The organism is Kaistella antarctica, from assembly GCF_900109615.1.
GTDB classification, from domain to species: Bacteria; Bacteroidota; Bacteroidia; order Flavobacteriales; family Weeksellaceae; genus Kaistella; species Kaistella antarctica.
In genome coordinates, this window is record NZ_FOIX01000003.1 from 291,101 (window position 1) to 314,694 (window position 23,594).

At 36.8% G+C, this 23,594-nt stretch carries 22 protein-coding genes; 11 read left to right on the plus strand and 11 right to left on the minus strand.

Going from position 1 to position 23,594, the window contains the following annotated elements; genetic code table 11:
• Nucleotides 1-36: 36 nt before the first annotated feature.
• Nucleotides 37-1,884 carry a PAS domain-containing sensor histidine kinase gene (locus tag BMX49_RS09880; RefSeq protein WP_051803820.1) on the plus strand — a complete coding sequence of 616 codons (1,848 nt, stop codon included), beginning with the start codon at nucleotides 37-39 and terminating at the stop codon, nucleotides 1,882-1,884.
• A gap of 10 nt (nucleotides 1,885-1,894) precedes the next feature.
• Nucleotides 1,895-2,260 carry a response regulator gene (locus BMX49_RS09885; protein ID WP_034720343.1) on the plus strand — a complete coding sequence of 122 codons (366 nt, stop codon included), beginning with the start codon at nucleotides 1,895-1,897 and terminating at the stop codon, nucleotides 2,258-2,260.
• A gap of 50 nt (nucleotides 2,261-2,310) precedes the next feature.
• On the opposite strand, the gene BMX49_RS09890 is transcribed toward BMX49_RS09885, so the two are convergent.
• Nucleotides 2,311-2,571 carry a hypothetical protein gene (locus BMX49_RS09890; protein WP_034720346.1) on the minus strand — a complete coding sequence of 87 codons (261 nt, stop codon included), beginning with the start codon at nucleotides 2,569-2,571 and terminating at the stop codon, nucleotides 2,311-2,313.
• Nucleotides 2,572-2,737: 166 nt separating this feature from the next.
• Here BMX49_RS09890 and BMX49_RS09895 point away from each other — a divergent pair, with 166 nt between their 5' ends.
• Nucleotides 2,738-5,065, plus strand: coding sequence for an ATP-dependent helicase (locus tag BMX49_RS09895; RefSeq protein ID WP_034721485.1), 2,328 nt, complete (start codon nucleotides 2,738-2,740; stop codon nucleotides 5,063-5,065).
• 54 nt (nucleotides 5,066-5,119) lie between these two features.
• On the opposite strand, the gene BMX49_RS09900 is transcribed toward BMX49_RS09895, so the two are convergent.
• From BMX49_RS09900 to BMX49_RS09930, 6 genes are all read right to left on the minus strand, one after another.
• Entirely contained in the window at nucleotides 5,120-5,413 is a 294-nt protein-coding gene (locus tag BMX49_RS09900) for a hypothetical protein (RefSeq protein WP_034720348.1), read from the minus strand.
• A gap of 20 nt (nucleotides 5,414-5,433) precedes the next feature.
• Nucleotides 5,434-6,711, minus strand: a complete 1,278-nt coding sequence (locus tag BMX49_RS09905) for a DUF8740 domain-containing protein (RefSeq protein WP_126337119.1) — start codon at nucleotides 6,709-6,711, stop codon at nucleotides 5,434-5,436.
• A 2-nt stretch (nucleotides 6,712-6,713) separates the two neighbouring features.
• The gene (locus tag BMX49_RS09910) at nucleotides 6,714-7,202 is read right to left on the minus strand and encodes a T9SS type A sorting domain-containing protein (protein ID WP_034720350.1); all 489 of its coding nucleotides are present in this window, start codon (nucleotides 7,200-7,202) and stop codon (nucleotides 6,714-6,716) included.
• Between the two features lie 505 nt (nucleotides 7,203-7,707).
• Nucleotides 7,708-8,091 (minus strand): DUF3037 domain-containing protein, encoded by a 384-nt coding sequence (locus BMX49_RS09915; RefSeq protein ID WP_034720352.1) that lies wholly within the window; start codon nucleotides 8,089-8,091, stop codon nucleotides 7,708-7,710.
• Complete coding sequence (locus BMX49_RS09920; RefSeq protein WP_034720355.1) at nucleotides 8,078-8,860, minus strand: HipA family kinase; 783 nt, start codon at nucleotides 8,858-8,860, stop codon at nucleotides 8,078-8,080. The genes BMX49_RS09915 and BMX49_RS09920 overlap by 14 nt, the downstream gene beginning before the upstream one ends.
• 625 nt (nucleotides 8,861-9,485) lie before the next feature.
• Nucleotides 9,486-9,959, minus strand: a complete 474-nt coding sequence (locus tag BMX49_RS09930) for a 23S rRNA (pseudouridine(1915)-N(3))-methyltransferase RlmH (protein ID WP_034720359.1) — start codon at nucleotides 9,957-9,959, stop codon at nucleotides 9,486-9,488.
• Between the two features lie 30 nt (nucleotides 9,960-9,989).
• Between BMX49_RS09930 and BMX49_RS09935 the strand changes: the two genes are divergently transcribed.
• Nucleotides 9,990-10,988, plus strand: coding sequence for a YihY/virulence factor BrkB family protein (locus tag BMX49_RS09935; protein WP_034720362.1), 999 nt, complete (start codon nucleotides 9,990-9,992; stop codon nucleotides 10,986-10,988).
• A gap of 81 nt (nucleotides 10,989-11,069) precedes the next feature.
• Here BMX49_RS09935 and nhaA read toward each other — a convergent pair whose 3' ends face one another.
• From nhaA to BMX49_RS09950, 3 genes are all read right to left on the minus strand, one after another.
• Nucleotides 11,070-12,254 (minus strand): Na+/H+ antiporter NhaA, encoded by a 1,185-nt coding sequence (gene nhaA, locus BMX49_RS09940; protein WP_034720363.1) that lies wholly within the window; start codon nucleotides 12,252-12,254, stop codon nucleotides 11,070-11,072.
• 21 nt (nucleotides 12,255-12,275) lie between these two features.
• Nucleotides 12,276-14,480: a RelA/SpoT family protein gene (locus BMX49_RS09945; protein ID WP_034720365.1), complete on the minus strand. Its 2,205-nt coding sequence runs from the start codon at nucleotides 14,478-14,480 to the stop codon at nucleotides 12,276-12,278.
• 136 nt (nucleotides 14,481-14,616) lie between these two features.
• The gene (locus BMX49_RS09950; RefSeq protein WP_034720366.1) at nucleotides 14,617-15,063 is read right to left on the minus strand and encodes a hypothetical protein; all 447 of its coding nucleotides are present in this window, start codon (nucleotides 15,061-15,063) and stop codon (nucleotides 14,617-14,619) included.
• Nucleotides 15,064-15,228: 165 nt separating this feature from the next.
• Here BMX49_RS09950 and dacB point away from each other — a divergent pair, with 165 nt between their 5' ends.
• The 3 genes from dacB to BMX49_RS09965 all read left to right on the plus strand — a co-directional run bounded on the left by dacB (nucleotide 15,229) and on the right by BMX49_RS09965 (nucleotide 18,835).
• Nucleotides 15,229-16,602: a D-alanyl-D-alanine carboxypeptidase/D-alanyl-D-alanine endopeptidase gene (gene dacB / locus BMX49_RS09955; RefSeq protein WP_034720369.1), complete on the plus strand. Its 1,374-nt coding sequence runs from the start codon at nucleotides 15,229-15,231 to the stop codon at nucleotides 16,600-16,602.
• Between the two features lie 7 nt (nucleotides 16,603-16,609).
• Nucleotides 16,610-17,776 (plus strand): sensor histidine kinase, encoded by a 1,167-nt coding sequence (locus BMX49_RS09960; RefSeq protein WP_034720372.1) that lies wholly within the window; start codon nucleotides 16,610-16,612, stop codon nucleotides 17,774-17,776.
• A gap of 117 nt (nucleotides 17,777-17,893) precedes the next feature.
• Entirely contained in the window at nucleotides 17,894-18,835 is a 942-nt protein-coding gene (locus tag BMX49_RS09965) for a hypothetical protein (protein ID WP_034720374.1), read from the plus strand.
• 82 nt (nucleotides 18,836-18,917) lie between these two features.
• Here the strand turns inward: BMX49_RS09965 and BMX49_RS09970 are convergent, their stop codons facing one another.
• On the minus strand, nucleotides 18,918-20,531 hold the full coding sequence (locus BMX49_RS09970; protein ID WP_034720376.1) for a M1 family metallopeptidase: 1,614 nt from the start codon (nucleotides 20,529-20,531) through the stop codon (nucleotides 18,918-18,920).
• Nucleotides 20,532-20,647: 116 nt separating this feature from the next.
• Here BMX49_RS09970 and BMX49_RS09975 point away from each other — a divergent pair, with 116 nt between their 5' ends.
• From BMX49_RS09975 to BMX49_RS09990, 4 genes are all read left to right on the plus strand, one after another.
• Entirely contained in the window at nucleotides 20,648-21,673 is a 1,026-nt protein-coding gene (locus tag BMX49_RS09975) for a glutaminyl-peptide cyclotransferase (RefSeq protein ID WP_034721488.1), read from the plus strand.
• A 4-nt stretch (nucleotides 21,674-21,677) separates the two neighbouring features.
• A complete protein-coding gene (locus tag BMX49_RS09980) occupies nucleotides 21,678-22,460 on the plus strand; it encodes a hypothetical protein (protein ID WP_074726726.1) in 783 nt (260 codons plus the stop codon).
• A gap of 74 nt (nucleotides 22,461-22,534) precedes the next feature.
• Nucleotides 22,535-23,149, plus strand: a complete 615-nt coding sequence (locus BMX49_RS09985; RefSeq protein WP_034720379.1) for a deoxynucleoside kinase — start codon at nucleotides 22,535-22,537, stop codon at nucleotides 23,147-23,149.
• Nucleotides 23,150-23,236: 87 nt separating this feature from the next.
• Nucleotides 23,237-23,584 carry an ArsC/Spx/MgsR family protein gene (locus BMX49_RS09990; RefSeq protein ID WP_034720380.1) on the plus strand — a complete coding sequence of 116 codons (348 nt, stop codon included), beginning with the start codon at nucleotides 23,237-23,239 and terminating at the stop codon, nucleotides 23,582-23,584.
• Nucleotides 23,585-23,594 lie beyond the last annotated feature (10 nt).

The window sequence follows — 23,594 nt, forward strand, 5'->3', positions numbered from 1 at the left end:
TCTGATATCAGCTTAAATTTATTTAAGTTTGTGGTTATGAAAAATTTCTTTGATAATGCCATTAATTTGGAATCTTTGTCTATTCTTTTCAGTCAGGCTCCTGTTGGTCTAGCGATGCTCATGGGGGAAGATCACGTTGTTCTAACTGCAAATGTGCTGTGTTTAGAATTTTGGCAGAAAGGATCAGAAGTTATTGGCTTACCCATTTTGGAAGCGCTACCAGAAATAGCCAATCAAGAATTTCCGAAAATTCTGAGAGAAGTTTACCAAACTGGAACTACTTTTAAAGGTTCTAAAATAAAGACACTAATTGAAAAAGATAGTGTTCTTCAGACTTACTATTTCGATTTTATATATACGCCGATATTTGATACAGAAAGAATTACAGGAATTTCGGTCGTCGCAATCGATGTTACGGAACAGGTTTCTACTGAGCTTAAATTGAAGGAAAATGAATTGCTGTTTCGCGAACTGATGGAGATTTCAGATTATTCCACAGCAATTTACACAGGACAGGATTTGATTGTCACCTTCGCCAATGATCAAATGTTAAAAAGCTGGGGAAAAACCAGGGCGGTCATCGGTCAAAAATTAGAAGATGCAATACCCGAGTTAGATGGACAGCCATTCGCGCAAATTCTTAGAGATGTTCTTACGACTGGCAAACCCTACATTGCTACTGAAGATAAGGTAGATTTAGTTGTAGATGATATGCTGCAGAGTTATTATTACAGTATTTCCTATCGTCCTCTCCATAATGCGAGTGGCGAGATTTACGCAATTTGGAATATGGCGATGAATGTGACTGAGTTGGTTGAAGCGCGCTTGAAAGCCCAGAGAGCAGTAAAAGAATATAGAGATTTGGCAGAAGCCATGCCTCATATTGTCTGGACGACGGGAACTGATGGACGACTTATTTATTTTAATGAAAATTTAGAGATTTTATTAAATAGAAGTCGAGCACAAATCGCAGATCTCGATTTTGAACAAGTTATTCATAAAGAAGATTTCCAAAATTTAAAGCGAATTTGGGCTCTTGCTGAAGTAGAGAAAAAAATATTTGAGTTGGAATTCCGGATTTATGATGGCAGAGGAGAAAAATTTGTTTGGTATTTAAATAGAGCTACACCAGTTCTTGATGATGAGGGAAATATCTTCCAATGGATTGGAGCCAGTACGAACATTGATGAATTTAAAAAACTGTCTGCGCAGAAAGATACTTTTTTAGGTATTGCAAGCCATGAATTGAAGACTCCTTTAACTTCATTAAAGCTTTATGCACAAGTGTTAGAACGTATGTTGCGAAAAACTGGCGATGAGAAAAATGCAGAAGTTGCCAAAAAAATGGATATACAGATCGTAAAACTGACTTCTTTAATCGGTGACTTATTAGATGTAACAAAAATTAATTCGGGCAAAATCCATTTAAATAAAGAAGATTTTGACTTTGAAAAATTGGCATTAGAAATAATTGAAGATCAGCAAATGTCTACCTCTTACCAAATTGAATTTAAAACAAAATCTGTGGGTATGGTTTTTGCTGACAGGGACAGGGTGGGTCAGGTAATGACCAATTTGATTTCGAATGCAATTAAATACGCTCCGAATACGGATAAAATCATCGTCCAAATTATTGAAGCTAATGGGAATGTAGAGTTTTCTGTGGAAGATTTTGGAATCGGAATGCCGGCAGATAAAAAAGACAGGGTTTTTGAGCAATATTATCGGGTAAGTGGAGATGATGGAAACACTTTTCCTGGAATTGGGTTGGGCCTGTTTATCTCTGCGGAAATTGTAGAGAGGTCAAATGGTAAAATTTGGGTAGAGAGTGTTCTTGAAAAAGGGTCAACCTTTAGTTTTTCTTTGCCTCAGGTAAAATCTTAAAATAGAAAAAATGAACTCAAAAAAAATATTTATAGTTGATGATGATATTGCCATTCTGGATTCTTTGGGAACAATGTTAGATTTTGAAGGTTATGAAGTAAATACTTTTGAACGCGGCTCCGAAATTTTAAAATACGTTCAAAGAAGCAATAAGCCAAATATCATTATCTTAGATATGTGGTTGTCGGGTGAGGATGGACGAGACATTTGTAAAAAACTAAAAGATAATATCGACACTAAAAACATTCCAGTCTTGATGATGTCTGCGAGCCGAGGCTTAGAACAAACGGCCATTCAATCGGGCGCCAATGACTTTATTGCGAAACCATTTGAGATTGAAGATATTATAACTAAACTTAATTACCTCAGTTCTTGAAAAATAAAAGACAACTTAATCAGATTGTCTTTTTTAGTTTTAGTCCGTTTTTAAATTCTTTCGACATGGAAATTAAGTCCCGTCGAGAAGTTTAATTGGAAATTGGAATTAAGTCTATATTTTAATTTTTTAGTAATTTCAGAGAGATAAAACATATTATCAAATGATTGATTCGAGGTAGCTTTTGCAATCAATTGCTCATTATTAATCTTCACTCCAGAATCATCACATCGAATGAATTGTAAACCGAATTTAGTATGTAGAATTTCGAGGAATTTTACATCCTCAAGAGATAGTATATTTTCTGACATGGAATTTAGTTTTGTTGATTTGTAATTAACAGTTCTTCAATTTTTGTGCCTTTTCCTTTGTACATTCTAATTTTTCTATAAGTATTATTAGCGTTTCCGTCAACACTGCGTTTATAAGGTAATTCTCTAAAATTTCCGTAAATTTGAAACTCAATTTATTATGCAAATGGATTATTTAAAAGGACTCAATAAACCTCAATATGAAGCTGTAACATCTCTTGAAGGACCTTTGATGGTGCTTGCTGGAGCAGGTTCTGGTAAAACGCGCGTGCTCACCATGCGTATCGCCCATTTGATAACCAATTTGGTAGATCCTTTTAATATTCTGGCTTTAACTTTCACCAACAAAGCCGCTAAAGAAATGAAGGAAAGGATTGCAAAAGTTGTGGGTCAAAGTGAAGCGCGATCTCTCTGGATGGGAACTTTCCACTCTGTCTTTGCCAGGATTTTACGATCTGAGGCGCACTATATTGGGTTTCCGTCCAACTTTACGATTTACGATTCCCAAGATTCTCTAAATGTAATCAGAAAGGTTTTAAAAGAATTGAATATCGATGGTGACTTATACAAACCGAAAAAAGTTCAGGCAAGAATATCTTCTTACAAAAATAATCTTATTACCGTAAAAGCCTATTTCAATAATCCCGAACTTATCGAAGCTGATGAGCGTGCCAATATGAAAAGCATCGGTGCAATTTATCAAAAATATGTGGATGTTTGTTTCCGAAATGGAGCTATGGATTTTGATGATTTATTGCTAAGAACCAATGAACTGTTAACGAGGTTTCCCGAAGTTCTTGCCAAATATCAAGATCGTTTCAGGTATATTTTAGTCGATGAGTACCAAGATACCAACCATTCCCAATATTTAATTGTGAAAGCATTAGCTTCAAAATTTGAAAATATTTGTGTAGTGGGAGACGATGCGCAATCTATTTACTCTTTCCGTGGTGCGAATATCTACAATATCTTAAACTTTAAAAAAGATTACCCTGATGCCGTAACCGTTTCCTTGGAACAAAATTACCGTTCGACTCAAAATATCGTTAATGCTGCTAATGTTGTTATTTCTAAAAACTTACAGCAGTTTAAAAAAAATGTCTTCAGTGATAATGAAGAAGGCGAGAAAATAAAAGTCTACCGTTCTCTTTCCGATGCTGATGAGGCTAATTTTGTAGCTTCTAATATTTGGGAACAGCACAATTCTGACCAGAAAAAATTTACTGATTTCGCTATTCTATACCGTACCAATTCTCAAACCCGTGCCTTTGAAGATGCGCTGAGGAGAAAGAATATTCCGTATCGTGTTTTCGGTGGATTATCTTTTTACCAAAGAAAAGAGGTAAAAGATCTTATCGCGTATTTGCGTCTGTTGGTCAATGAAAATGATTCTGAAGCATTGTCTAGAATTATCAATTATCCCGTACGTGGAATTGGAGAAACAACCCAAAATAAACTGATTGTTTTTGCAGACTCTCAGAATATTGCAGTTACTCAAGTCTTAGACAATCTCGGTTTTTATGCGCCCAACTTAAAATTGAATAATGGAATCTTAACCAAGCTTTCTGATTTCTGGTCAATGATTAAAGCATTTCAGGTCATGTTAAAAACTGAAAATGCGTACAATGTCGCTATGGAAGTTGCCAAGCGAAGTGGAGTCATAAAATTTCTAAAAGACGATCAAACTCCGGAAGGAATTTCGCGAGTAGAAAACATTCAGGAGTTGATGAACTCGATGCAAGGTTTTATCGAAGAACAGCAACAGTTAGAAGATGGCGACGCGTCACTCTCGAGCTTTTTGGAGAACATTGCGCTTTCCGCCGATACGCAAACGGATAAAAATCAAGATGGCGACCAGGTTTCTTTGATGACCATTCATCTATCCAAAGGGCTGGAGTTTCCAGTGGTGCACGTTGTTGGTCTGGAGGAAAACTTGTTTCCGAGTTTTATGAGTTCCTCAACACGAGAAGAGTTGGAAGAGGAGAGAAGGCTTTTTTATGTTGCTTTAACCAGAGCCGAAAAGCAGGTCTTTTTTACCTACGCCGTTTCCCGTTTTCAATGGGGGAAAATTACGAGCGCAGAACCATCGAGGTTTTTAAGTGAAGTTGATGAGCAATATTTAGAGTTCATCAATCCGGCCACCGAAAGTCGTTTCATGAATAATTCAGGTTTGAAATCGAGCATTTTTGACGATGATAATAGTGAACCTCGGTTCTTTAAAAAGAAAGATCCCAAGAAAACCATCGAGAAAAATGAACCAGCTCCGATCCCGCAGAATTTAAAACCGGTAGCTACGGCAAGAATTATAAATCCAAGCGGAAATTCTTCCCAAGATATTGAAGTGGGTGATCGTGTTCGTCATGACCGTTTCGGCGTGGGAGAAGTTATTTTCCTTGATGGTACTGATGCACAAAACATTAAAGCAAAAGTTAAATTTCAGCATGAAGGCGAGAAGAATTTGATTCTGAAATTTGCGAAGTTGACTAAAATTTAAAATAAAAAAAAGAGCTTTCTATTGGAAAGCTCTTCTGATTATTAGTTTTAATGATTATTTTTTTTCTTGCACGCTTTGTTCGCTGGTAGCATTTTCAATTTTTCTCTGAATTTCTAATTTTTTCGTAACTGCTTCTTTTCGTGCTTTTACTTCTGCTGCAGCACTATTTTTCTCCTCTGTCTGTACTTGGGCTTTGTATTGGTTGTACGGAATACCATTTACCAGAGGATTATGAGGATCCTCGGTACTTGTGGTATATTCTTTTACCTGTCTTACAGGCTCAGCCTTTTGAGCGTAGATGAAAACTGTTCCTAGCAAAAGTGTTGTGGTGATTATTATTTTTTTCATGATGTCTAATTTTAAAATATTTATTGATGAATTAAATGAATGCTGAAATTAGTTGCGGGTGGAAATAAATTATTAGTTGCGGAGCCATTTTGTACTACTGCGATGCGTACCTTTTGTCCCACAGTAAAAGTTTTTTCTAAATTAACCGAAGCATCAGTGTGAAATTGTCCTATTACCGCATTATTTGTATAAGTTTGTTTTGCGGTATTTCCATCTACTTGTATTCTAACATTGGATTGAGCTCCTGCTATTGTGTTTGAAGATGAAAAGCTAATCTGTGCTTTTACAGCGTAATATCCTGTAACAGGAATGGTATATTCTCCGGTTGTCGCATTATAATTTGCGCCACCGCTCTCGTCTAGACCTAACCACGTGTTGACAACTGTAACAATACCACTTGGTGTTGATTGTGAACTTCCGCCCGTTGAACTTAAATGCACTTTTGCCGCACCTCCATTTTGCCACGTTGCATTTCCTGAAGCGTCGCTGGTTAACACTTTGCCAGCACCTGCTCCTATATTACTGAATCGTATAGGTCCTTCAGTTACCAAAGCTTTACCGGTATCATTGGACGTAAAGTAACCAGCGGTTCCTGTTTGGGTAGAGCCTAATACAGAATAACCAGCCGGAGTAACCCCATAGACGCCAAACCCGCTACCTTCTTGGGACCCCCAAACACCGATGCCTAAAGAACTTGTTCCATTATTAACGCCTCGTACCGCTGTAGAGTAAGCTCCCGGAGTTGTAGAATTTATTACCCCTTTCACAGCAGAAATTTGATCAGTTACTGAATTATTGATGCCTTCCAAGGAACTTCCTGCTCCAGTGTTTGTTACTTGAAGAAGTGATGCTGCATTATTAGCTGTTCCAACATAAGGCAAAGTGAAACTTGAGCCGCTTCCAGAATTTTTTGAATACAAGGCATATGGAACACTCAACAATTGTGTAGTTCCTGCAATCGAATAAGTTGTTCCTCCACTTGGATCGACTTCTGTTTTAATGTAATAGGAATCGGCAGACCAGTCGATTCCAGCAATTGTTCCACTAATTAGGGTGCCTGATCCAACCTGAATAGATATTAGTCCATTTAAATTGGTTGTGGCAGTTTGTGATTCTGAATAAACTACTGTTCCTGTGACGGAAGTTTTAAGAATGCTGATCTTCAAGCCAACTGGAGCATTCTGTATTAGAACGCCAGATCCATTTCTGATAACAGCTTGGTAAGAAAATTTTTCTGGTGCTTGTGCAAAAATGATCATGCAGAAAAGCAATGCGAAGAGTTGTAATGATTTTTTCATGGTTATTTGTTTTTAATTATTTTAAAGGTTTTTATATTTTTTTCATCACTCGAAATGGAGAGGATATATAGTCCTGAAGAAAGAGTGGAAGTGTTAATTTCAGTTTTCAAATTTTTCAATTCTCCTTTGCTGATTATTCTGCCAGTACCATCAAATAGTTGGTAAGAGGATTTTTCTAACTTTTCAGCGTTAAAATCAACAATTAGAAAATCCTTCACCGGATTAGGGTAAATCGTGATGTTCTTATTTACTGAAGATTCGCTAGTTGCTAATACATAAATTTCATAGGGTTGCTGAACACCGGGATTTACTTCTCCGGTTGCTGTCTTTTGGGGTTCGTAGAATATTTGGCCCACAGAATAAGAAAGCGAGCCTGCCGTAGAATGCACGGTTCCGCCTGCTGCCAGGGTTGTTTGTTGCGCTTGGTAAATTCCTGCACAGCAGAGAAAAAATACCAGATTAATTTTTAAGAGTAAAGAATGTTTTTTCATTGTGTTATTATTTTTAAATATTAGTGATGAATGTCCGTCATCTTTTCTGTATGGGTTTAAGCATTTTACAGAACAGTAATTTCTCCCACTACAAAAATTGGGGTTTTAAAAATAGAAAACATGGGTTTAAACACGGTTTTTCGTAGGGTGAATTCACCGTAATTTGGTTTCAGATGATAAATAGTTAGGTGAGAGAAAAAAAGGGAGAATAAAAGGAACTGATCTTTTGACTATCAATGTGATCGAGTTGGAGTTTAAAAGTTGATTGATGAAATGAGAATTTTACTTGAACTATTATTTATGTAATTCACGTCAGAAATAAGATTTATAGAAGCGGAATGGTAGAGCAACTCGTCCTTTTTGGGACGCGATAAGGATATTGAGCTGGAGTGTAACCAGAAATAGATCTCAGTTATATAATAATAAAGAGATTATACTCATATCGATTTTAAAGTAATAAAGATATGATTTCGAAGAAGGTGGAAATTTAAAGCAAGCTTACATTTTACTTGACCAATTCCTGAAACAATCGCTCAAAAGTTTTGTCTAAATCCTGTGTTTTACCAGGATGGGGACGAGAAGTTTGTATGACCGAACTTCTAACCGCCGTCAACCAGCGGAATCTTTCGGGAATATCGAGTAGGGCGATTGGGCCGCCTTCCTTTTGTCCACTTGCCACGTGTTTAAAATTTTCTAGATTTTGAGAAATATCATGATAGTCTATTTCAGGGTTCATCGACTTGAATTTTTCGGTGCAGAGATGGAATTCAAAGCGGATGTATTTTTCGCGTTTAGAAAACATGAGGAGTCCGATATTGAAAAATTCTTCTCTCTCCACTTTCGGTACGAGCCGGATTACTGCGTATTCGTAAATTTTAGACTCTTGCATTTTTGGCTTCGTTTAAAAAGTTGACAGAATAATCGCGGCGTGTTTTCAGAAAATTGAAATACACTTCTTTTATTTGAGCCGGCGAATCGTCGGTATCTTTCCAGTCGAGCCATTCTAGGGGAATTAACTCTACAATTTCGTGTAATATATCATCAGTCAAAACCGAGTGGGCAATTTGATCTGCTTCATCAAGAAGGGTCGCTTGCGAAAGAAGAACATGGTCTTTTACATAGGTGAAAGGAGTGAGCGCGCTCTTGTCAAAATTCATCCAGGAATGGTGAAAATATAAGGAAGCGCCGTTATCAATCACCCACAATTCTTTGTGCCACATTAAGAGATTGGTATTCTTAAAAGTGCGGTCGATATTGGTAATGTAGCCATCTAACCAAACAATTTTGGAAGCTAAGAGCGGATCGACTTTAATAGAAGGGTCGTAAGCGATGGCGCCGGAGAGAAAATGCAATCCTAAATTTAATCCTTCGGAGAACTTGAGTAGATCCTGGATTTCTTCATCAGCTTCAGTGCGGCCGAAATCTACATCGAGGTTGGCGAAAACCAATTCGGGGATTGGTAAACCGAGAACCTGAGCGATTTTCCCACCCAACAATTCGGAAATCAACATCTTGACACCGTGACCGGCGCCCCGAAATTTTAAAACATATTTGAAATCGTCATCAGCCTCGGCAAGTGCGGGCAAAGAACCACCTTCTCGCAAAGGCAGAATGTAGCGCATGACCGTAACTGTTCGAAGCGATAAATCTAAACTCATGAGACAAAAATACGAAAAAATTAATGTGATAATTTGATTATGTGTTGATTTGATAACGAATAAAAATACTTTCCATTAAGCATTATGATGACGTTTGATTTGCGAGGTGCGGGGAGCGAAATGCGAGGTGCGAGATTCGCGTTTTGTTTTTGCAGGTAGGAGTTTCTAGTTTGCAGGTGGTAGTATTCTGTTTGCAGGTGGTAGTTTCAGCGTTGCAGGTAGGAGTTTCTAGTTTGCAGGTAGTAGTATTCTATTTGCAGGTGGTAGTATCAGGTTTGCAGGTGGTCGTATCAGACTTGCAGGCGACCGTATCAGGTTTGCGGGTGGTCGTATCAGGTTTGCGGGTGGCAGTATCAGGTTTGCGGGTGGCAGTATCAGAGTTGCGGGTGGTCGTATCTACTTTGCGGGTGGTCGTATCAGCTTTGCGGGTGGCAGTACCAGAGTTGCGGGTGGTCGTATCAGCTTTGCGGGTGGTCGTATCAAAGTTGCGGGTGGTCGTATTTAAATTTTAGATTTTAAAATTTAAAGTTGAACATTTGAAAATAAGCGAATTACCTATCATCGATTATCGATCAACTATCAGCTATCAATTATCATTAATCAAACATCACCAATGACCCCTGCATCAATCGTTGTGATATGGTTTGCCTTGCAGAATTTGGTCGGCGCGATAGATTTGTTCCACAAAAAATAAGCGGATCATTTGATGGGTGAAAGTCATTTTTGACAGCGACATTTTTTCATTGGCGCGTTCGTACATTTCAGCGGAAAAACCATAAGCGCCACCCACGATAATCATTGCTTTTTTTACGGAAGAGCTCATCCAAGCATCAATTTTGGTGGCGAATTCCCGGCTGCTAAACTGTTTGCCTTTTTCGTCAAGGAGGACAACGATGTCTGAATTTTCTATTAGATTTAAAAACAATTTCCCTTCTTCTTTTTTAAGTAAATCGGGGCTGAGGTTTTTGGCGTTTTTGACATCTGCGATTTCGAGGACTTCAAAATTCCAATATTTGGGCAGGCGATTTTGATAATATTTAACCAGATTGGCTATTTCTTTATCATCGGTCTTGCCCATGCACACTAAATTAATTCGCATTTGTTATCTTTGTTTTGCAAATATAAATTAATGGGCATTAAAACTCCACACTTCATCATCAAAATAAAAGACTTTCTGGATGAGATTCATATTCCCTTTTTAGGGATTTCTCTTTGGAAAATGTTTGAAATTTATGGGCAAGGTGTCTTCAAAATGCAAATCGGACGAAGTGCCGCAAGTATTTCCTGGAGTTTCTTTTTAAGTTTATTTCCTTTTATTCTCTTTTTACTTTCACTGCTACCATATCTTCCGCATTACGATAAATTGCAGTTTTATATTTTCGAAGTGGCCATGCAGAACATCTTACCTGCGAATATGCAAAGCGATGTGAGCGAATATATTCAGGGTTTCATTATGCCGAATATTAAAAACATTAGCAATATGACCATTGTGTTTGCCATGGTTTTTGCGGTTAATGGAACACATTCGTTGATTAACGGATTTAATATTAACACCAACTTACAGCGAGGCCTTGTTAAGGAATTTTTTGTGGCTTTCCTGATTACGATTGCTTTTATCTTGCTGATTCTGGCTTCCTTATTAGGAGTTTACTACAGTGAAGTGGTGCTGAAACTATTTACGCCAGAAATTAATATTTCCTGGCTGGTGAATAATATGTCGAAAATAATTGGATTTATTTCTTTTCCTATCTTCTATTTTATTTTACTGGCGCTTTTTTACTGGGTAGGTTGTTTGAAGATTACGACTTTCAAACAAGCCGTTCCAGGAGCAATTTTAACTACCATTTTATTTGTATTGCTGACGTATTTCTTTGCAATTTATGTAAGAAATTTTGCTAGGTATAATGTTCTTTACGGATCGATCGGAACGATTATTTTGGTGATGGTTTGGGTGAATATCAATATCATTTTGATTCTTTTAGGAAACGAATTGAATATTGCCATCAAGAAAGTTCGGGTTGATAAAATGATCGCGGAAGAAATGACAGCTAATGATTTAAAGTTCGATTCTGATTTGATTATTAATGCTGATGAGCTTGATGAACGCCATCATATTAAGGTCGAATAAGTAACTTTAAAACAAAAAAAACACCCTTGATTAGAAATAATTAAGGGTGTTTTATTTTAAAGAGGAAGAAAAGACTAATTCTTAATCTTCCAATTCTGCTAAAACTTCTTTCTTCTTGCCGATATACTTTAACAAAGTAAAACCTGCTATTCCAGAAATAATGGACGCTACCAGGATGGCAAACTTGGCTTCATCTTGAATTTCGGCATGGCCTTTAAAGGAAAGTAGAGCGATGAATATCGACATGGTAAATCCAATCCCTGCCAATAAACCAGCACCCAGCATTTGAGACCAGGAACTTTTATCGGGCAGATCGCTGATTTTTAGTTTAATGAAAATCCAGGAAAATAGATTGATGCCAATGATTTTCCCAAAGACCAATCCGAAAATAATTCCGTAGCCGAAGTTGGTAAAAAGACCATCGACCATGCCTTCTTTAAAGGTGATATTGGTATTGGATAAAGCGAAAATCGGCATGATGAGAAAGTTGACGGGCAAATGTAATTTCTGCTCCATTTTCTCTAAAGGTGAAATTTCTGTCACCGAAACATTTGTCGGAACTGTGAAGGCAAGTAAGACTCCCGCAATCGTAGCGTGGATGCCCGAATGATGCATGAAATACCACAAGAAAAGTCCGGGGATGATGTAGAAAATATGTTTCTTGAATTTGAAGACATTGAGTAAGATTAGGATCACCACCATTAAAGCACTCAGTCCTAAATAATCCCAATGAAGCTGGTCGGTATAGAAGATCGCGATAACCATAATTGCACCCAAATCATCTACAATGGCGAGGGCGGCAAGAAATATTTTTAAAGATAACGGCGCGCGTTTCCCCAACATCGAGATAATCGCGAGCGAGAACGCAATGTCAGTTGCCATCGGGATTGCCCAGCCATCTGCATATTCAGTTCCTTTATTAAAGAAATAATAAATTAAGCCTGGTACAACCATTCCGCCGACTGCCGCGATAATTGGTAGAGAAGCTGATTTGAAAGTGGAAAGTTCACCTTCAACAATCTCTCTCTTAATTTCTAAACCGACGAGCAAAAAGAAAATGGCCATCAAGCCATCATTTATCCAAACGCTTAGCGAGTAATTAAGTTGAAAGATATCGGTACCGATTTTAGTATCGAGTAAATTTTGAAAGGCAACTCCGAGCGAAGAATTTGCGACAAATAGCGAGATGAGCACGCAAAGTATGAGTAGAAATCCTGAGGATTGGGAACTGTGTAGGAATTTTCTGAAATAGGTCGTTATAAGCATAAAGATTATTTAGAGGTGTGATTACATTCGTTTTACACGAGAAACACCATTAATGTTTTTGAGTTGTTTGAAAGTTTCATCGAGCTGGCTTCTATTTCTGACTTCCAGATTGATGCTTCCTAAGAAGACGCCATTGTTCGATTCAATCGACATGCTTTTCATATCCATGTTCATATTGTTGCTGATGACGGCGGTTATATCGTTGATCATTCCCATTCGATCGAGACCTTCAATTTCGATTTTGATTCTGTTCTTAAAGCTTTCTTCATTCACCCATTTTGCCGATAGGACTCTATAATCGTACTGAGCACGCAGGTTGATGGCATTGGGACAACCATCATTATGAACTTTAATTCCATCTGAAATCGTGATGAAGCCGAAGATACGATCGCCAGGAATTACGGTACAGCATTTTGCATAAGAATAATCGAGTTTTTCTTCGTCCTTGCCAAAAACAATCATGTCTAGATTGGTTTGAGGAGCTTCTGTAAACACATCATTTTTAGTCGGCGACTTGCGGAACCGTTGCATAATATTACTGAAGATCCCTTTGCCTTCGGTATATTTTTTAATATCACCGATATCTAAATCGCCGTTTTGAAATTTCAGAAATAACTCCTGTGAACTTTTCAAATCAAAAAACTTCTGCATTTTGTTCAGCTCCTCATCATTAAATTGAAGTTTCGCATGACGCATTTTCCTTTGCAAAGTTTCCTTGCCTTCATCAACCAAAAAGTTTTTTTCTGAATTCAGAATGGCTTTTATTTTTGATTTGGCTTTTGACGTTACCACAAAATCTAACCAGTCTAATTTTGGTTTCTGATTTTGAGAAGATAAAATATCGACTTGATCGCCATTTAACAAAACATAAGAAATGGGAACTAATTTTCCGTTGACTTTCGCGCCCAAACATTTTGTGCCTAAATCTGAGTGAACAGAAAAAGCGAAGTCGAGCGCCGTGGAGCCGATTGGTAAAATCTTGACTTCTCCTTTTGGCGTAAAGACGAAAACCTCTTTTGAGTATAAATTAAGTTTAATGTCATCCAGAAGTTCTGTAGTAGAAAGGGATTCTTGATTTTCTAAAACTTCGCGAATTTCGGTTACCCATAATTCAAAGTTTTTTTCATCAGAACTTTGGCGAAATCCTTCTTTATATTTGTAATGAGCCGCCACACCTTTTTCAGCGATATCGTCCATTCTTTCGGAGCGGATTTGAACTTCGATCCATTTTTTGTCGGGACCCAAAATCGTAAGATGCAAACTTTCATAACCGGTAGAACGCGGTTGCGAAATCCAGTCACGCATTCGCTGAGGATTGCTGTGATAAAGGTCGGTAACGATAGAATATATTTTCCAGGCAAGAAATTTCTCGTTCTTTGCGTCTGATTTATAAATAATTCTAATGGCGTAATTATCGAAAACTTCATCAAAGGAAACGCCTTGTTTAAGCATTTTCCGATAGATGGAGGAAATGGCTTTTGCGCGACCTTTGATCGAAACATTAAGGTTTTCATCTTCTAACTGTTCGAAAACTTCGTTTCTAAATTCTTCAATATATTTTTCGCGACTTTCTTTGGCCACTTCTAACTTCCCAGAAATATCCAGATAAACTTCGGAATTATTAAATTTTAAAGATAAATCCTCTAGTTCAGATTTGATGTTGTATAAACCCAAACGATGGGCAAGAGGCGCATAAATGTAAACCGTTTCTGAAGCTATTTTTTTTTGCTTCTCGGGCGTCATGCTTTCCAGCGTGCGCATATTGTGAAGCCTGTCCGCAATTTTAATTAAAATAACACGGAAATCTTCCGACAGGGTTAATAAAAGTTTACGGTAATTTTCAGATTGTATAGAAATGTTTTGATGGTTCATGACCGAAATCTTGGTCAGACCATTTACAATGTCGGCGATTTTTTTGCCGAATATTTTGTTGAGATCTTCGTAGGTGTAATCAGAATCTTCAATCACATCGTGAAGGAGCGCACAGGCAATGGACGTTGCGCCCAAACCGATTTCGTTGGCCACGATTTTTGCAACCTCAATCGGATGATAGATATAAGGTTCGCCCGTTTTTCTTCGCTGGTCTTTGTGAGCATCTAAGGCAATATCAAAAGCTTTTCGGATGAGTTTATTTTTTTCTTCATCCAAATTGCGGTAGGTATTTGTGATCAGATCTTTATACCGTGCGAGAATTTCTTTATTTTCCTGTTCTAAATCGTAAACCATTTGTTAGAGCCAATTAGGTCACGAAAATAAGGAAAAAAAGTGCAATACCACGGGTTAAATCAAAAAAATCGTGTAAAGATTTTTAGACTTTAGAGGGACATTTTTGGTTGAAATAATACCGCTATAATGAGGATCTCTAGTCGACTTTAGAATTTCCAAAGAGGACTTCGGCATTCATCCCGGTAGATTGTCCGCGATAATGAAGACGCGGCGATTTGTAAATTTCTGCTTTCGCCCGAAGAGAAACAATTCTCTTTAAGTAATCTAGTGACAGAGCATCACTGAATTTAATATTCTCAAAATAGTTCTGATGAATGCAATGATGAAAGGCAAATACTTTCTTAGCCTTCTCAATCTGGTCGGCAGTTTTTACTTTTACGCTAACGACTAAACTGTCATCTTCAAGTTTGGTTTTGTCTTTAAAAAAATACTGCCAGATGGAAGTTTTTATTTCTTTGGTAACTTCCTCATCATGCAGGTAGATGATGAAATCTGAATCTTGAAAACCTGCATTTTGTAAATCGGTGGAAAGGTTTCCCGCTTGACTTTGGCTTTTAAATAAGCCAGTGATAATTGATGCCATTGGTTTTATATTTAAAGTTATGGTACAAAGTTTACGAAATTAATGTGAATTATGCAAGTTAATCTGATGGTTGTTGTGTTATTCTAAAACGTAATTCAATTCACTCTTCAATTTTTCAAACATTAAATTTTTTATTTCTTTATATTTGAAAATAAAAAAGTGATTATGAAGAAGTTGATGCCTTTCATTCTATTGATTTCTCAATTATATTTTACGCAGAACGTTGCGCAGAATTTAGATGCGGCGACAAAGAAATTATTAGCATCTGCGCCAGCCTATTCCGCAAATGTTTCGATTTATGTGGCTGATGAAAATGGCAATTTCATTTACGAAAATAATGGAAATAAAGGATTATCCAGCGCATCGACGCAAAAGATATTTACGGCCGCGGCGGCTTTGGAAACTTTGGGTAACGATTTTCAATATGTCACCACTGCTTCTTATTCAGGAAAAGTTTCTGGCGGAAATTTAGAGGGAAATCTTTTCATCACTTCTACAGGTGATCCCACTTTGGGAAGCTGGAGATATGACGGTTACAAACCTGAAAATTTTAAGCAAAAATTAATTCAGTCTATCAAGGAAAAAGGTATTTCAAAAATAGTTGGCGATTTAATCATCGATGATTCGTACTTCGATTTTCAAACCATACCTGGCGGCTGGGCGTGGAACGATTTAGGAAATTATTATGGCGCCGGAGTTTGGGGCGTCAACTGGCGCGAAAATCAGTTTGATATGCAAATGGCCGGCGGCGAAATTAAAAATTTAAATATTGACTTACCGAATGTGACTTGGGTGAATGAAATTAAAACTGGTGGAAGTTCGGATCAAAGTCTGATATTCACTGCGCCTCACTCGGATGTTGCCTATATCAATGGTATATTGCCGGCTAAAGCGATGACTGTTTCGGGTGCAACGCCTAATCCACCTTTTACTTTAGGGCACGAAATAAAAAACTGGTTTCAGGAAGCTGGAATTGAATTTATGGGAAAAGTGACGTCAACGTCGCAGCAGAAAATTACTGGTGAGAAAATCTCTTCTGCGCCTAAAAGTAATCTTTTGCTAGAGTATCAATCGCCGACTTTAGATAAAATAATTTTTTGGTTTATGCGAAAAAGTGTGAACTTTTATGGAGAGACTTTAATTAAAACTTTAGGAAAAGAAAAAAAAAATGAAGGCAGTTTTAATGCTGGAATCTCTTACTTGAAAGATTTTTGGAAAGCGAAAGGAATTAACTCGGCAATGATTAATTTTGCTGATGGAAGCGGACTTTCACCGCAAAATTATGTATCTGCCAGAGCGGAAGTTCAGTCTTTATTATACAGTAAAAAACAACCTTGGTTTAATGAGTTTTTTGATGGATTCCCAACGCAAGGAAACGGCATGAAAATGAAAAGTGGAACGATGAAAAACACCAAAACTTTCGCGGGTTATCATACTTCTAAGGACGGTAAAAAATACGTATTCGCGATCATTATCAATAATTATCAAGGCGGGAATAGCAGTGATGCTTTGTATCAGGTTCTGAATGTTTTAAAATAAAATTTTAATGAAGAAAAGAGGAATTTTTTCCAAACTCAATAACTGGATTATTTATATTCTACTTACTGTCGCGGTCGCAGCAGTTGTTGTGGCTTCGGTGGTTCTAATCGATTATTTGCGTAAAGAAGAAATTAAAAGAATTGAGCTTTTTGCAACGACGATTAAATATCAGCAAAATGAAATCATCGAAGATCCGATGACCTTGGAATTAATTTTACAGATTAATAAAACCAATAATACCATTCCTGTAATTGTTACGGACAAGGATAAAAAACCGCTGGGTGTGGATTTTCAGAGAAATATTCCAATGAACATTCAGAATGATCCGAAGAAAATGGTGGCGCTGGTTAATAGAATGGCGAGTTCATATAGACCAATTGAATTACAAATGCCAGATGGAAATAACCAATATGTTTATTATACCAACTCAGATTTACTCAATAATTTGCGGTACTCACCTTATATATTAGGTTCATTAATCTTGGCTTATATTTTCTTTTCATTTTGGTTTTTGCGAACCATTAAAAAAACTGATGAAGGTTATGTTTGGGCGGGTTTGGCTAAAGAAACGGCCCATCAGATTGGGACACCATTATCGTCAATGATTGGTTGGATTGAAATTCTGCGCATGGAAAACGAAAACAGTGTTGGTGTAAAGGAAATTGAAAACGACATCAATCGCCTGAAAACTATTTCGGAAAGGTTTTCTAAAATTGGATCTGTTCCCGAACTTAATGATCTTAATATCAACGAAACCATTCAACAAAATTACGATTATCTGAAATCGAGAATTTCCAGGAAAGTAAGTTTCATGCTGATTCTTCCCAAAGAACAATTGCTGATTCCACATAATCGAATTCTACTAAGCTGGGTGATTGAAAATATTGTGAAAAATGCGGTGGATGCCATGCGAGGAGAAGGTCGCCTGGAAATCGAACTCTACGAAAAAGCCAAAAACATTGTTATTGATATTAAAGATTCTGGCTCGGGGCTGACGAGAAATCAGGCTCGAAATGTTTTCAAAGCAGGATATTCCACAAAAAAGAGAGGTTGGGGCTTAGGATTATCGTTAGCGAAAAGAGTTATTAAAGAATACCACCGTGGGGATATTAAAATCGCCTTAACTGAAGTAGGTGTCGGGACTACTTTTAGAATAAGTATGAAAAATCCTTAAATTTTATTTTCAAAGAAATATTTTCAATCAATTAGGGTTAAAAGACCCTCCGTTATTCTTAACAATTTCAATCTAAATTGTATAAATTCGTAGGAATAACCTAAAAACTAATTGATTATGAAAAAGTTAATCCTTTCTTTTTTCCTGGCCGGATCGATCCTCGGGAATGCTCAAATTTTTGATCTTTTAAAAGATAAAGTAAAAGACAAAGCCGCTAATTTAGTCGGTGAAAAAGTAATCGGTGCGATTACCACAGAAGCGATCACCACAAATTTTAAAGATTGTAATAAAATCGATGTTAAAAAGACCGACTTCGGTAAAAATGAAAAATACACTAATCTTTGTAATGTTAATTTTTCCGCAGCCGAAGGCTATGTTTTGAAACCTGGCTTTTACACCATCGAACTTAAAAGTTTCTGTATGCATGCGGGAACCTACGCACCCAGCAAAGGCGATGGCTATTTGTATGCACCTTTGAAGGGGCCGCGGAAAGAGCTCATTAATTCCTTAGTAAAGAACTGGTATCAAAATCAGGATATTCCGCAAGAAAAAGTGCAGGCTTTGGTTTGGGGAGTCATTGCAAAATCAAGTTTCAAAAATATGAGTCCAGATTTGCAATTGGTTGCGACCCGACTTTTGAGCAAAGGGGATTTGCTGAAACTATCAAAAATGGGATTAGATTTTATACCCGCAAGTGTAATGTCTAAAGCAAAAAGCAATCTGCCTCAACCGATTCAGGTGATTTTAGAGGCTGAAAATAAAATAAGAAACTTCTTCAGCTCTTCTTCGTCGAGTTATTCGGAATTAGAAAGATTGGCTTTGCTTACAGGCGTCAATCCGATAACATCAGAAGTTGATCGTGGAAGTTGGGGACTTCATCCAAATGGTTACTGGACTTCTTACCAACCAAATGGATACCGCCAAATGACCGTAAGAATATATGTTCCAGCGACACTAAGTTCGGTTAATTATATTCCTTCAGATGATGTTGGCGTTCCCGCAAATACGGGTAGTCAACGGTTGATGGTTTCAGATGTTCTAAACTGTAATGCCAGATAATAATTGATTGATATAGAAAATGCCGCTTTTAAAAATAGCGGCATTTTTTGTATTATTAAAGTTTTTAAATCGACAGTAAAATTTATTTTTCTTCAGAATAATATATATAATAATTGACATCAAACTGAACAGGATTCGCTGATTTCAATTTTATTGTCTGCCATTTTTCCGTTGGGTTGATTTCTTGATTTCCATTAATTCTGATTGGTAATTTTAAATTCTTCACGCCCGCATCATATCTGAATTTAAAGAGGTTTCCAGTTTGTGAATATTCTAAAGTTGGGATTTGAGTCGTTCTTAAATATTGATCAAAAACAGACGAGAAATCAATGCTTGATTTTTTGGAAATATAATCTTCAATCTCTTTTGTCGTCACCAACTTGTGGTAGAAATCTTTATTTAAACCTCGCAATATTTGTCTGAACTTTTCATCATTATTAATGATCTGGCGAATGGTGTGCAGCATATTGGCGCCTTTATAATACATGTCGCCACCTCCAGATTTTCCGACTCCATACTTGCCAATTATCGGTTCGTCGTTGTTGATGTTTTTCCGAATTCCAGTTACATATTTCTCTGCGGAATTTTTATCCATATACTTTTCGACGAACAAAGTTTCTGAGTAACTGGTGAAGCTCTCATGAAGCCACATATCTGCTTTATCCTTTGCGGTAATGTTGTTGGCAAACCATTCGTGACCCGTTTCATGAATGATAATAAAATCCCAGTTCAAGCCAACCCCGCTGCCAGAAACATCATTCCCTAAATAACCATTTTCATAATTGTTTCCATACGCAACGGAACTTTGATGCTCCATGCCGAGGTAAGGGCTTTCGACTAATTTGTAAGAATCTTCGTAAAAAGGATAAGGCCCGAACCAATATTCAAAGGCTTTCATCATCGGTTTTACTTGTTGAAATTGTTTTTTTGCTTTTTCGAGATTATAATCTAGAACCCAATAGTCTAAGTCGAGCGTTCCTTTTTCGCCGTCATAAGTATCTTTAAAATTGACGTATTTACCGACATTAGGAACAATAGAGTAGGCGTTAATGGGATTCTTAACTTCCCAAGTGAAGGTGTTTTTATCTTTTTCGGAGGTCTGAGAAATCAACCTTCCGTTGGCGACCCCAACCAAATCCTTAGGCGTAATGATTTTCATAGTCATTCCCTGATCAGGTTCATCACTCCAGATATCTTTTATCGGCAACCAAACCGAGGCGCCAATTCCTTCTTGTGCAACCGACATCCAGGGGTTTCCTTGGTTATCTTTCTGAAAAACCCAGCCACCGTCCCACGGAGCTTTTTTAGCAACGATTGGATTTCCAAAAAACTGGATGGTAAAAGAATGTGTTTCGCCTCTCTTATATTCTTTTTTTGTTTCAATGAAGATAAAGTCGCCTTCCCTTTTTGAAGAACATAATTTTTCGTCAGAATCAATGACTTTATAATTCATCGGTTGCTGTAAATCGATTTGAAATACAGGATTGGTCACATCTTTAATGATTTCGAAGGTAATTTTATTTGTCCCCGAAACTGCTTTAGTTTCAAACTTCGGCTCTACCGTAATTTCATATTTTTTGACATCCCAGAAATTTCTAAATTCAGTATTAGAACCTTTTAAGGTATCTTGTTTGGTAAATTGCTGAGCCGATAAAACTCCAGAAATAAATAAGAGGAAAGCAGATATATTTTTCATTTTAATCGATATAAGTAAAGCAAATGTAATTATTATTTTATGTCCTTCCTTTTCGATTTTAGTAGTTGGCTCCGTCAATGTTAGTAAATTTCAGTATTTTTGGAAAAATTTACGTAATGAAACTTAGAATTATTTCACTCCTTTTTGCACTTCTCTTTCTTGCGTCTTGTAATAAGGACAAGGAGATTCTCAATACCTTGAATGACTATAACCTATCAATGGAAAGCAAAGGATATCACTTCGGTGACGCTTTAGAACTTCCGAAAGAAGTGACTGAAAATGCGGAGAGCATTTCCATTAGTTTCGGCGATAAAGAAACTTCGAATTTAATAGTAGATCCAGCATTTTTCACTTTAGGTGATAATCCGGTCACTTTTAATATTAAGAAAAAAGGTGGCGAAATCCTGAATCAAGATGCGACAATCAATGTTTTTGCGAAAAATCCAGAAGCTCAATTGACGTATGAAATCATAAAAGAATATCCACACAATCCTGGTAGTTTTACACAAGGTTTTCAGATAGAAGGCAATACAGTTTATGAATCAGATGGCCAGCTAGGGGAGTCTAGAATTTGGAAATATAATCTAGGAACAACGACTCCGATTGCACAGACGGCTCAGGCAGCCGATGTTTTTTCGGAAGGTTGTGCAATTGTAGGTGATAAAATCTACCAATTGACTTGGAGAAATAAAAAAGGTTTTATTTACGATAAAAGCACTTTAAAACTATTAAGCGAATTTCCTTATCCAAACGTAATGGGCGAAGGTTGGGGCCTGACTTACGACGGTAAAAATCTCATTGCTTCAGATGGAACAAAAAATATTTATTTTCTGGATGTTTCTGATCCTACTAAAATGGTAAGATACATTTCTGTAGCTGGAAATACGGAAGCTTTTGACCAACTCAACGAGCTGGAATATCACCAAGGTTTCCTTTATGCTAATGTGTGGCACAAACCGATTATTTTAAAAATAAATCCAGCGAATGGCGAAGTGGTAGGAAAATTTGATTTTACCGACATTGCCAAAAAATACACCGATGTGGATAGTGAAAATACACTAAACGGAATCGCTTTCAAAGGAGAAAACATGTTGGTGACAGGAAAGTTATGGTCGACAATTTATGAGGTTGCTATAAAATAATTAAATGGTGAAAGTTTGTAAAATATTATCTTTATTTTTATTTTGCACCCTTTCTGCGCAGAAAAAGATGGCGTTTGATACTTTAAGATTAAGTGCTGCCAAAGATCTGTTCGCCGATGATTACGGCAATATCTATCTCTACAAAAATCAAGATTTCAGTTTTACCAAATACGATTCGCTTGGCCTGCAAAAAGCCAAGTTGATGCTGACCTTACCGTTCCGAATTCAGTCGGTTCAAAATCCTCTGAACATTTCCTCATTTTCTGAAAACGCGCAGGAGCTGAAGTTTTTCGATCAAAATTTAAATGAAATCCAAACCATTAATTTTCGTCAGGAATTTGGATTTATTAACAAAGCTTATGTAGAAGATTTGCAACAGGCTTGGTTGCTTGATGAAAGCACCAAACGACTTGTTCAGTTTAATTTTCGAGATGATCGCGTTGTCAACAGCTATTCCTTTAATATCGATTTTGATCCAATACTTGATTTTCTGGTTTTCGAAAAAAAGATTTATTTTTTATTTAAAGATCGATTGGCAGTTTACACCTTGAAAGCAGAAAAAATTGCTGATTTTCCTTTACAGGAGGGCAGAAAACTACGTCGGCAGAACGATCGAATTTTAATTATTTCTAAAACTACCGTTCAGGAATTAAACGCCGACACTTTAGAAACAATTTTTAGTAAGGAGAATTCTCAAATTGTGGATAAAAACTCTGCTGCTTATTTTGTTATCAAAGAGAACAAACTTTATCTTTACCCAATCGCAAAAGAGTCTGAGCTTAAATAATAATTCTTCTAATTCAGAAAGGTTATTACGAAGTAAAGAATACAAATTACTGATCCCTTAAATAAAATTTAGAAATGCATATTGCTGTTACAGGAAATATTGGCGCTGGTAAAACTACATTAACCACCATGTTGGCAAAACATTATGGTTGGCAAGCGCAGTTTGAAGATGTAGATCATAATCCTTATTTGGAAGATTTTTATGCCGATATGAGCAAATGGAGTTTTGCCCTTCAAATTTATTTTTTAGGAAGTAGATTCCGTCAAGTTAAGGAAATTCGTGATAGTGGGAAAAACATTATTCAAGATCGCACCATTTATGAAGACGCTCATATTTTCGCTGAAAACTTAAACGATATGAACTTGTTGACAGATCGCGATTTTAAGAACTATTCTTCTGTTTTTGAATTGATGAAGAGTTTTGTTTCGGCACCCGATTTGCTGATTTATTTGAAATCTGACGTTCCTAATTTAGTTAAGAAAATTTACAAAAGAGGTCGTGAATATGAAGCTTCGATCTCCATCGAATACCTTTCTAAACTCAATCAGAAGTACGAAAAATGGATTTCTGAATATCACGAAGGAAAGCTATTAATCATAGAAGTTGATGATTTAGATTTCGTAGAAAGACCTGAAGATTTCGGTTTAATTCTGGAAAGAATTGAAACTGAATTGCACGGATTGTTCTAATTCGCTTTTTTGTAAAGGAAGAATTAACAATCATGTTTTTTTGAATAATTCCTAATTTTTAGGTTTAACCTTCTAAAATTAATTACAATGATTAAAATTCTTCATAATAATTCCTGCTCGAAAAGTCGCGGTATTTTAGAATATTTAGATGAAAACGGCGTGGCTTTCGAAATCATCGATTTTATTAATGAGCCGTTGAGTGAAATGGAACTTCGCACGGTTGTGAAAAAGCTTCACTTGCCAGTGAAAGATATGGTGAGAACGAATGAGAAAATTTACAAAGATCAATTTTCCGGTAAAGATCTGGGTGATGATGAATTGATTCAAATGTTACTGGAAAATCCATCGCTTATACAAAGACCGATCATCATTAAAGGATCAGTCGCTATGATTGGCCGTCCGCTAGAAAATGTAAAGTTCTTTATTGAAAAGTAAAGTGTTGAAT

What these genes read in the sequence shown, in the direction of transcription:
- BMX49_RS09880 (WP_051803820.1), top strand. Translation starts at nt 37, where the DNA reads ATGAAAAATTTCTTTGATAATGCCATTAATTTGGAATCTTTGTCTATT.
- BMX49_RS09885 (WP_034720343.1), top strand. Translation starts at nt 1,895, where the DNA reads ATGAACTCAAAAAAAATATTTATAGTTGATGATGATATTGCCATTCTG.
- BMX49_RS09890 (WP_034720346.1), bottom strand. Translation starts at nt 2,571, where the DNA reads ATGTCAGAAAATATACTATCTCTTGAGGATGTAAAATTCCTCGAAATT.
- BMX49_RS09895 (WP_034721485.1), top strand. Translation starts at nt 2,738, where the DNA reads ATGGATTATTTAAAAGGACTCAATAAACCTCAATATGAAGCTGTAACA.
- BMX49_RS09900 (WP_034720348.1), bottom strand. Translation starts at nt 5,413, where the DNA reads ATGAAAAAAATAATAATCACCACAACACTTTTGCTAGGAACAGTTTTC.
- BMX49_RS09905 (WP_126337119.1), bottom strand. Translation starts at nt 6,711, where the DNA reads ATGAAAAAATCATTACAACTCTTCGCATTGCTTTTCTGCATGATCATT.
- BMX49_RS09910 (WP_034720350.1), bottom strand. Translation starts at nt 7,202, where the DNA reads ATGAAAAAACATTCTTTACTCTTAAAAATTAATCTGGTATTTTTTCTC.
- BMX49_RS09915 (WP_034720352.1), bottom strand. Translation starts at nt 8,091, where the DNA reads ATGCAAGAGTCTAAAATTTACGAATACGCAGTAATCCGGCTCGTACCG.
- BMX49_RS09920 (WP_034720355.1), bottom strand. Translation starts at nt 8,860, where the DNA reads ATGAGTTTAGATTTATCGCTTCGAACAGTTACGGTCATGCGCTACATT.
- BMX49_RS09930 (WP_034720359.1), bottom strand. Translation starts at nt 9,959, where the DNA reads ATGCGAATTAATTTAGTGTGCATGGGCAAGACCGATGATAAAGAAATA.
- BMX49_RS09935 (WP_034720362.1), top strand. Translation starts at nt 9,990, where the DNA reads ATGGGCATTAAAACTCCACACTTCATCATCAAAATAAAAGACTTTCTG.
- nhaA (WP_034720363.1), bottom strand. Translation starts at nt 12,254, where the DNA reads ATGCTTATAACGACCTATTTCAGAAAATTCCTACACAGTTCCCAATCC.
- BMX49_RS09945 (WP_034720365.1), bottom strand. Translation starts at nt 14,480, where the DNA reads ATGGTTTACGATTTAGAACAGGAAAATAAAGAAATTCTCGCACGGTAT.
- BMX49_RS09950 (WP_034720366.1), bottom strand. Translation starts at nt 15,063, where the DNA reads ATGGCATCAATTATCACTGGCTTATTTAAAAGCCAAAGTCAAGCGGGA.
- dacB (WP_034720369.1), top strand. Translation starts at nt 15,229, where the DNA reads ATGAAGAAGTTGATGCCTTTCATTCTATTGATTTCTCAATTATATTTT.
- BMX49_RS09960 (WP_034720372.1), top strand. Translation starts at nt 16,610, where the DNA reads ATGAAGAAAAGAGGAATTTTTTCCAAACTCAATAACTGGATTATTTAT.
- BMX49_RS09965 (WP_034720374.1), top strand. Translation starts at nt 17,894, where the DNA reads ATGAAAAAGTTAATCCTTTCTTTTTTCCTGGCCGGATCGATCCTCGGG.
- BMX49_RS09970 (WP_034720376.1), bottom strand. Translation starts at nt 20,531, where the DNA reads ATGAAAAATATATCTGCTTTCCTCTTATTTATTTCTGGAGTTTTATCG.
- BMX49_RS09975 (WP_034721488.1), top strand. Translation starts at nt 20,648, where the DNA reads ATGAAACTTAGAATTATTTCACTCCTTTTTGCACTTCTCTTTCTTGCG.
- BMX49_RS09980 (WP_074726726.1), top strand. Translation starts at nt 21,678, where the DNA reads ATGGTGAAAGTTTGTAAAATATTATCTTTATTTTTATTTTGCACCCTT.
- BMX49_RS09985 (WP_034720379.1), top strand. Translation starts at nt 22,535, where the DNA reads ATGCATATTGCTGTTACAGGAAATATTGGCGCTGGTAAAACTACATTA.
- BMX49_RS09990 (WP_034720380.1), top strand. Translation starts at nt 23,237, where the DNA reads ATGATTAAAATTCTTCATAATAATTCCTGCTCGAAAAGTCGCGGTATT.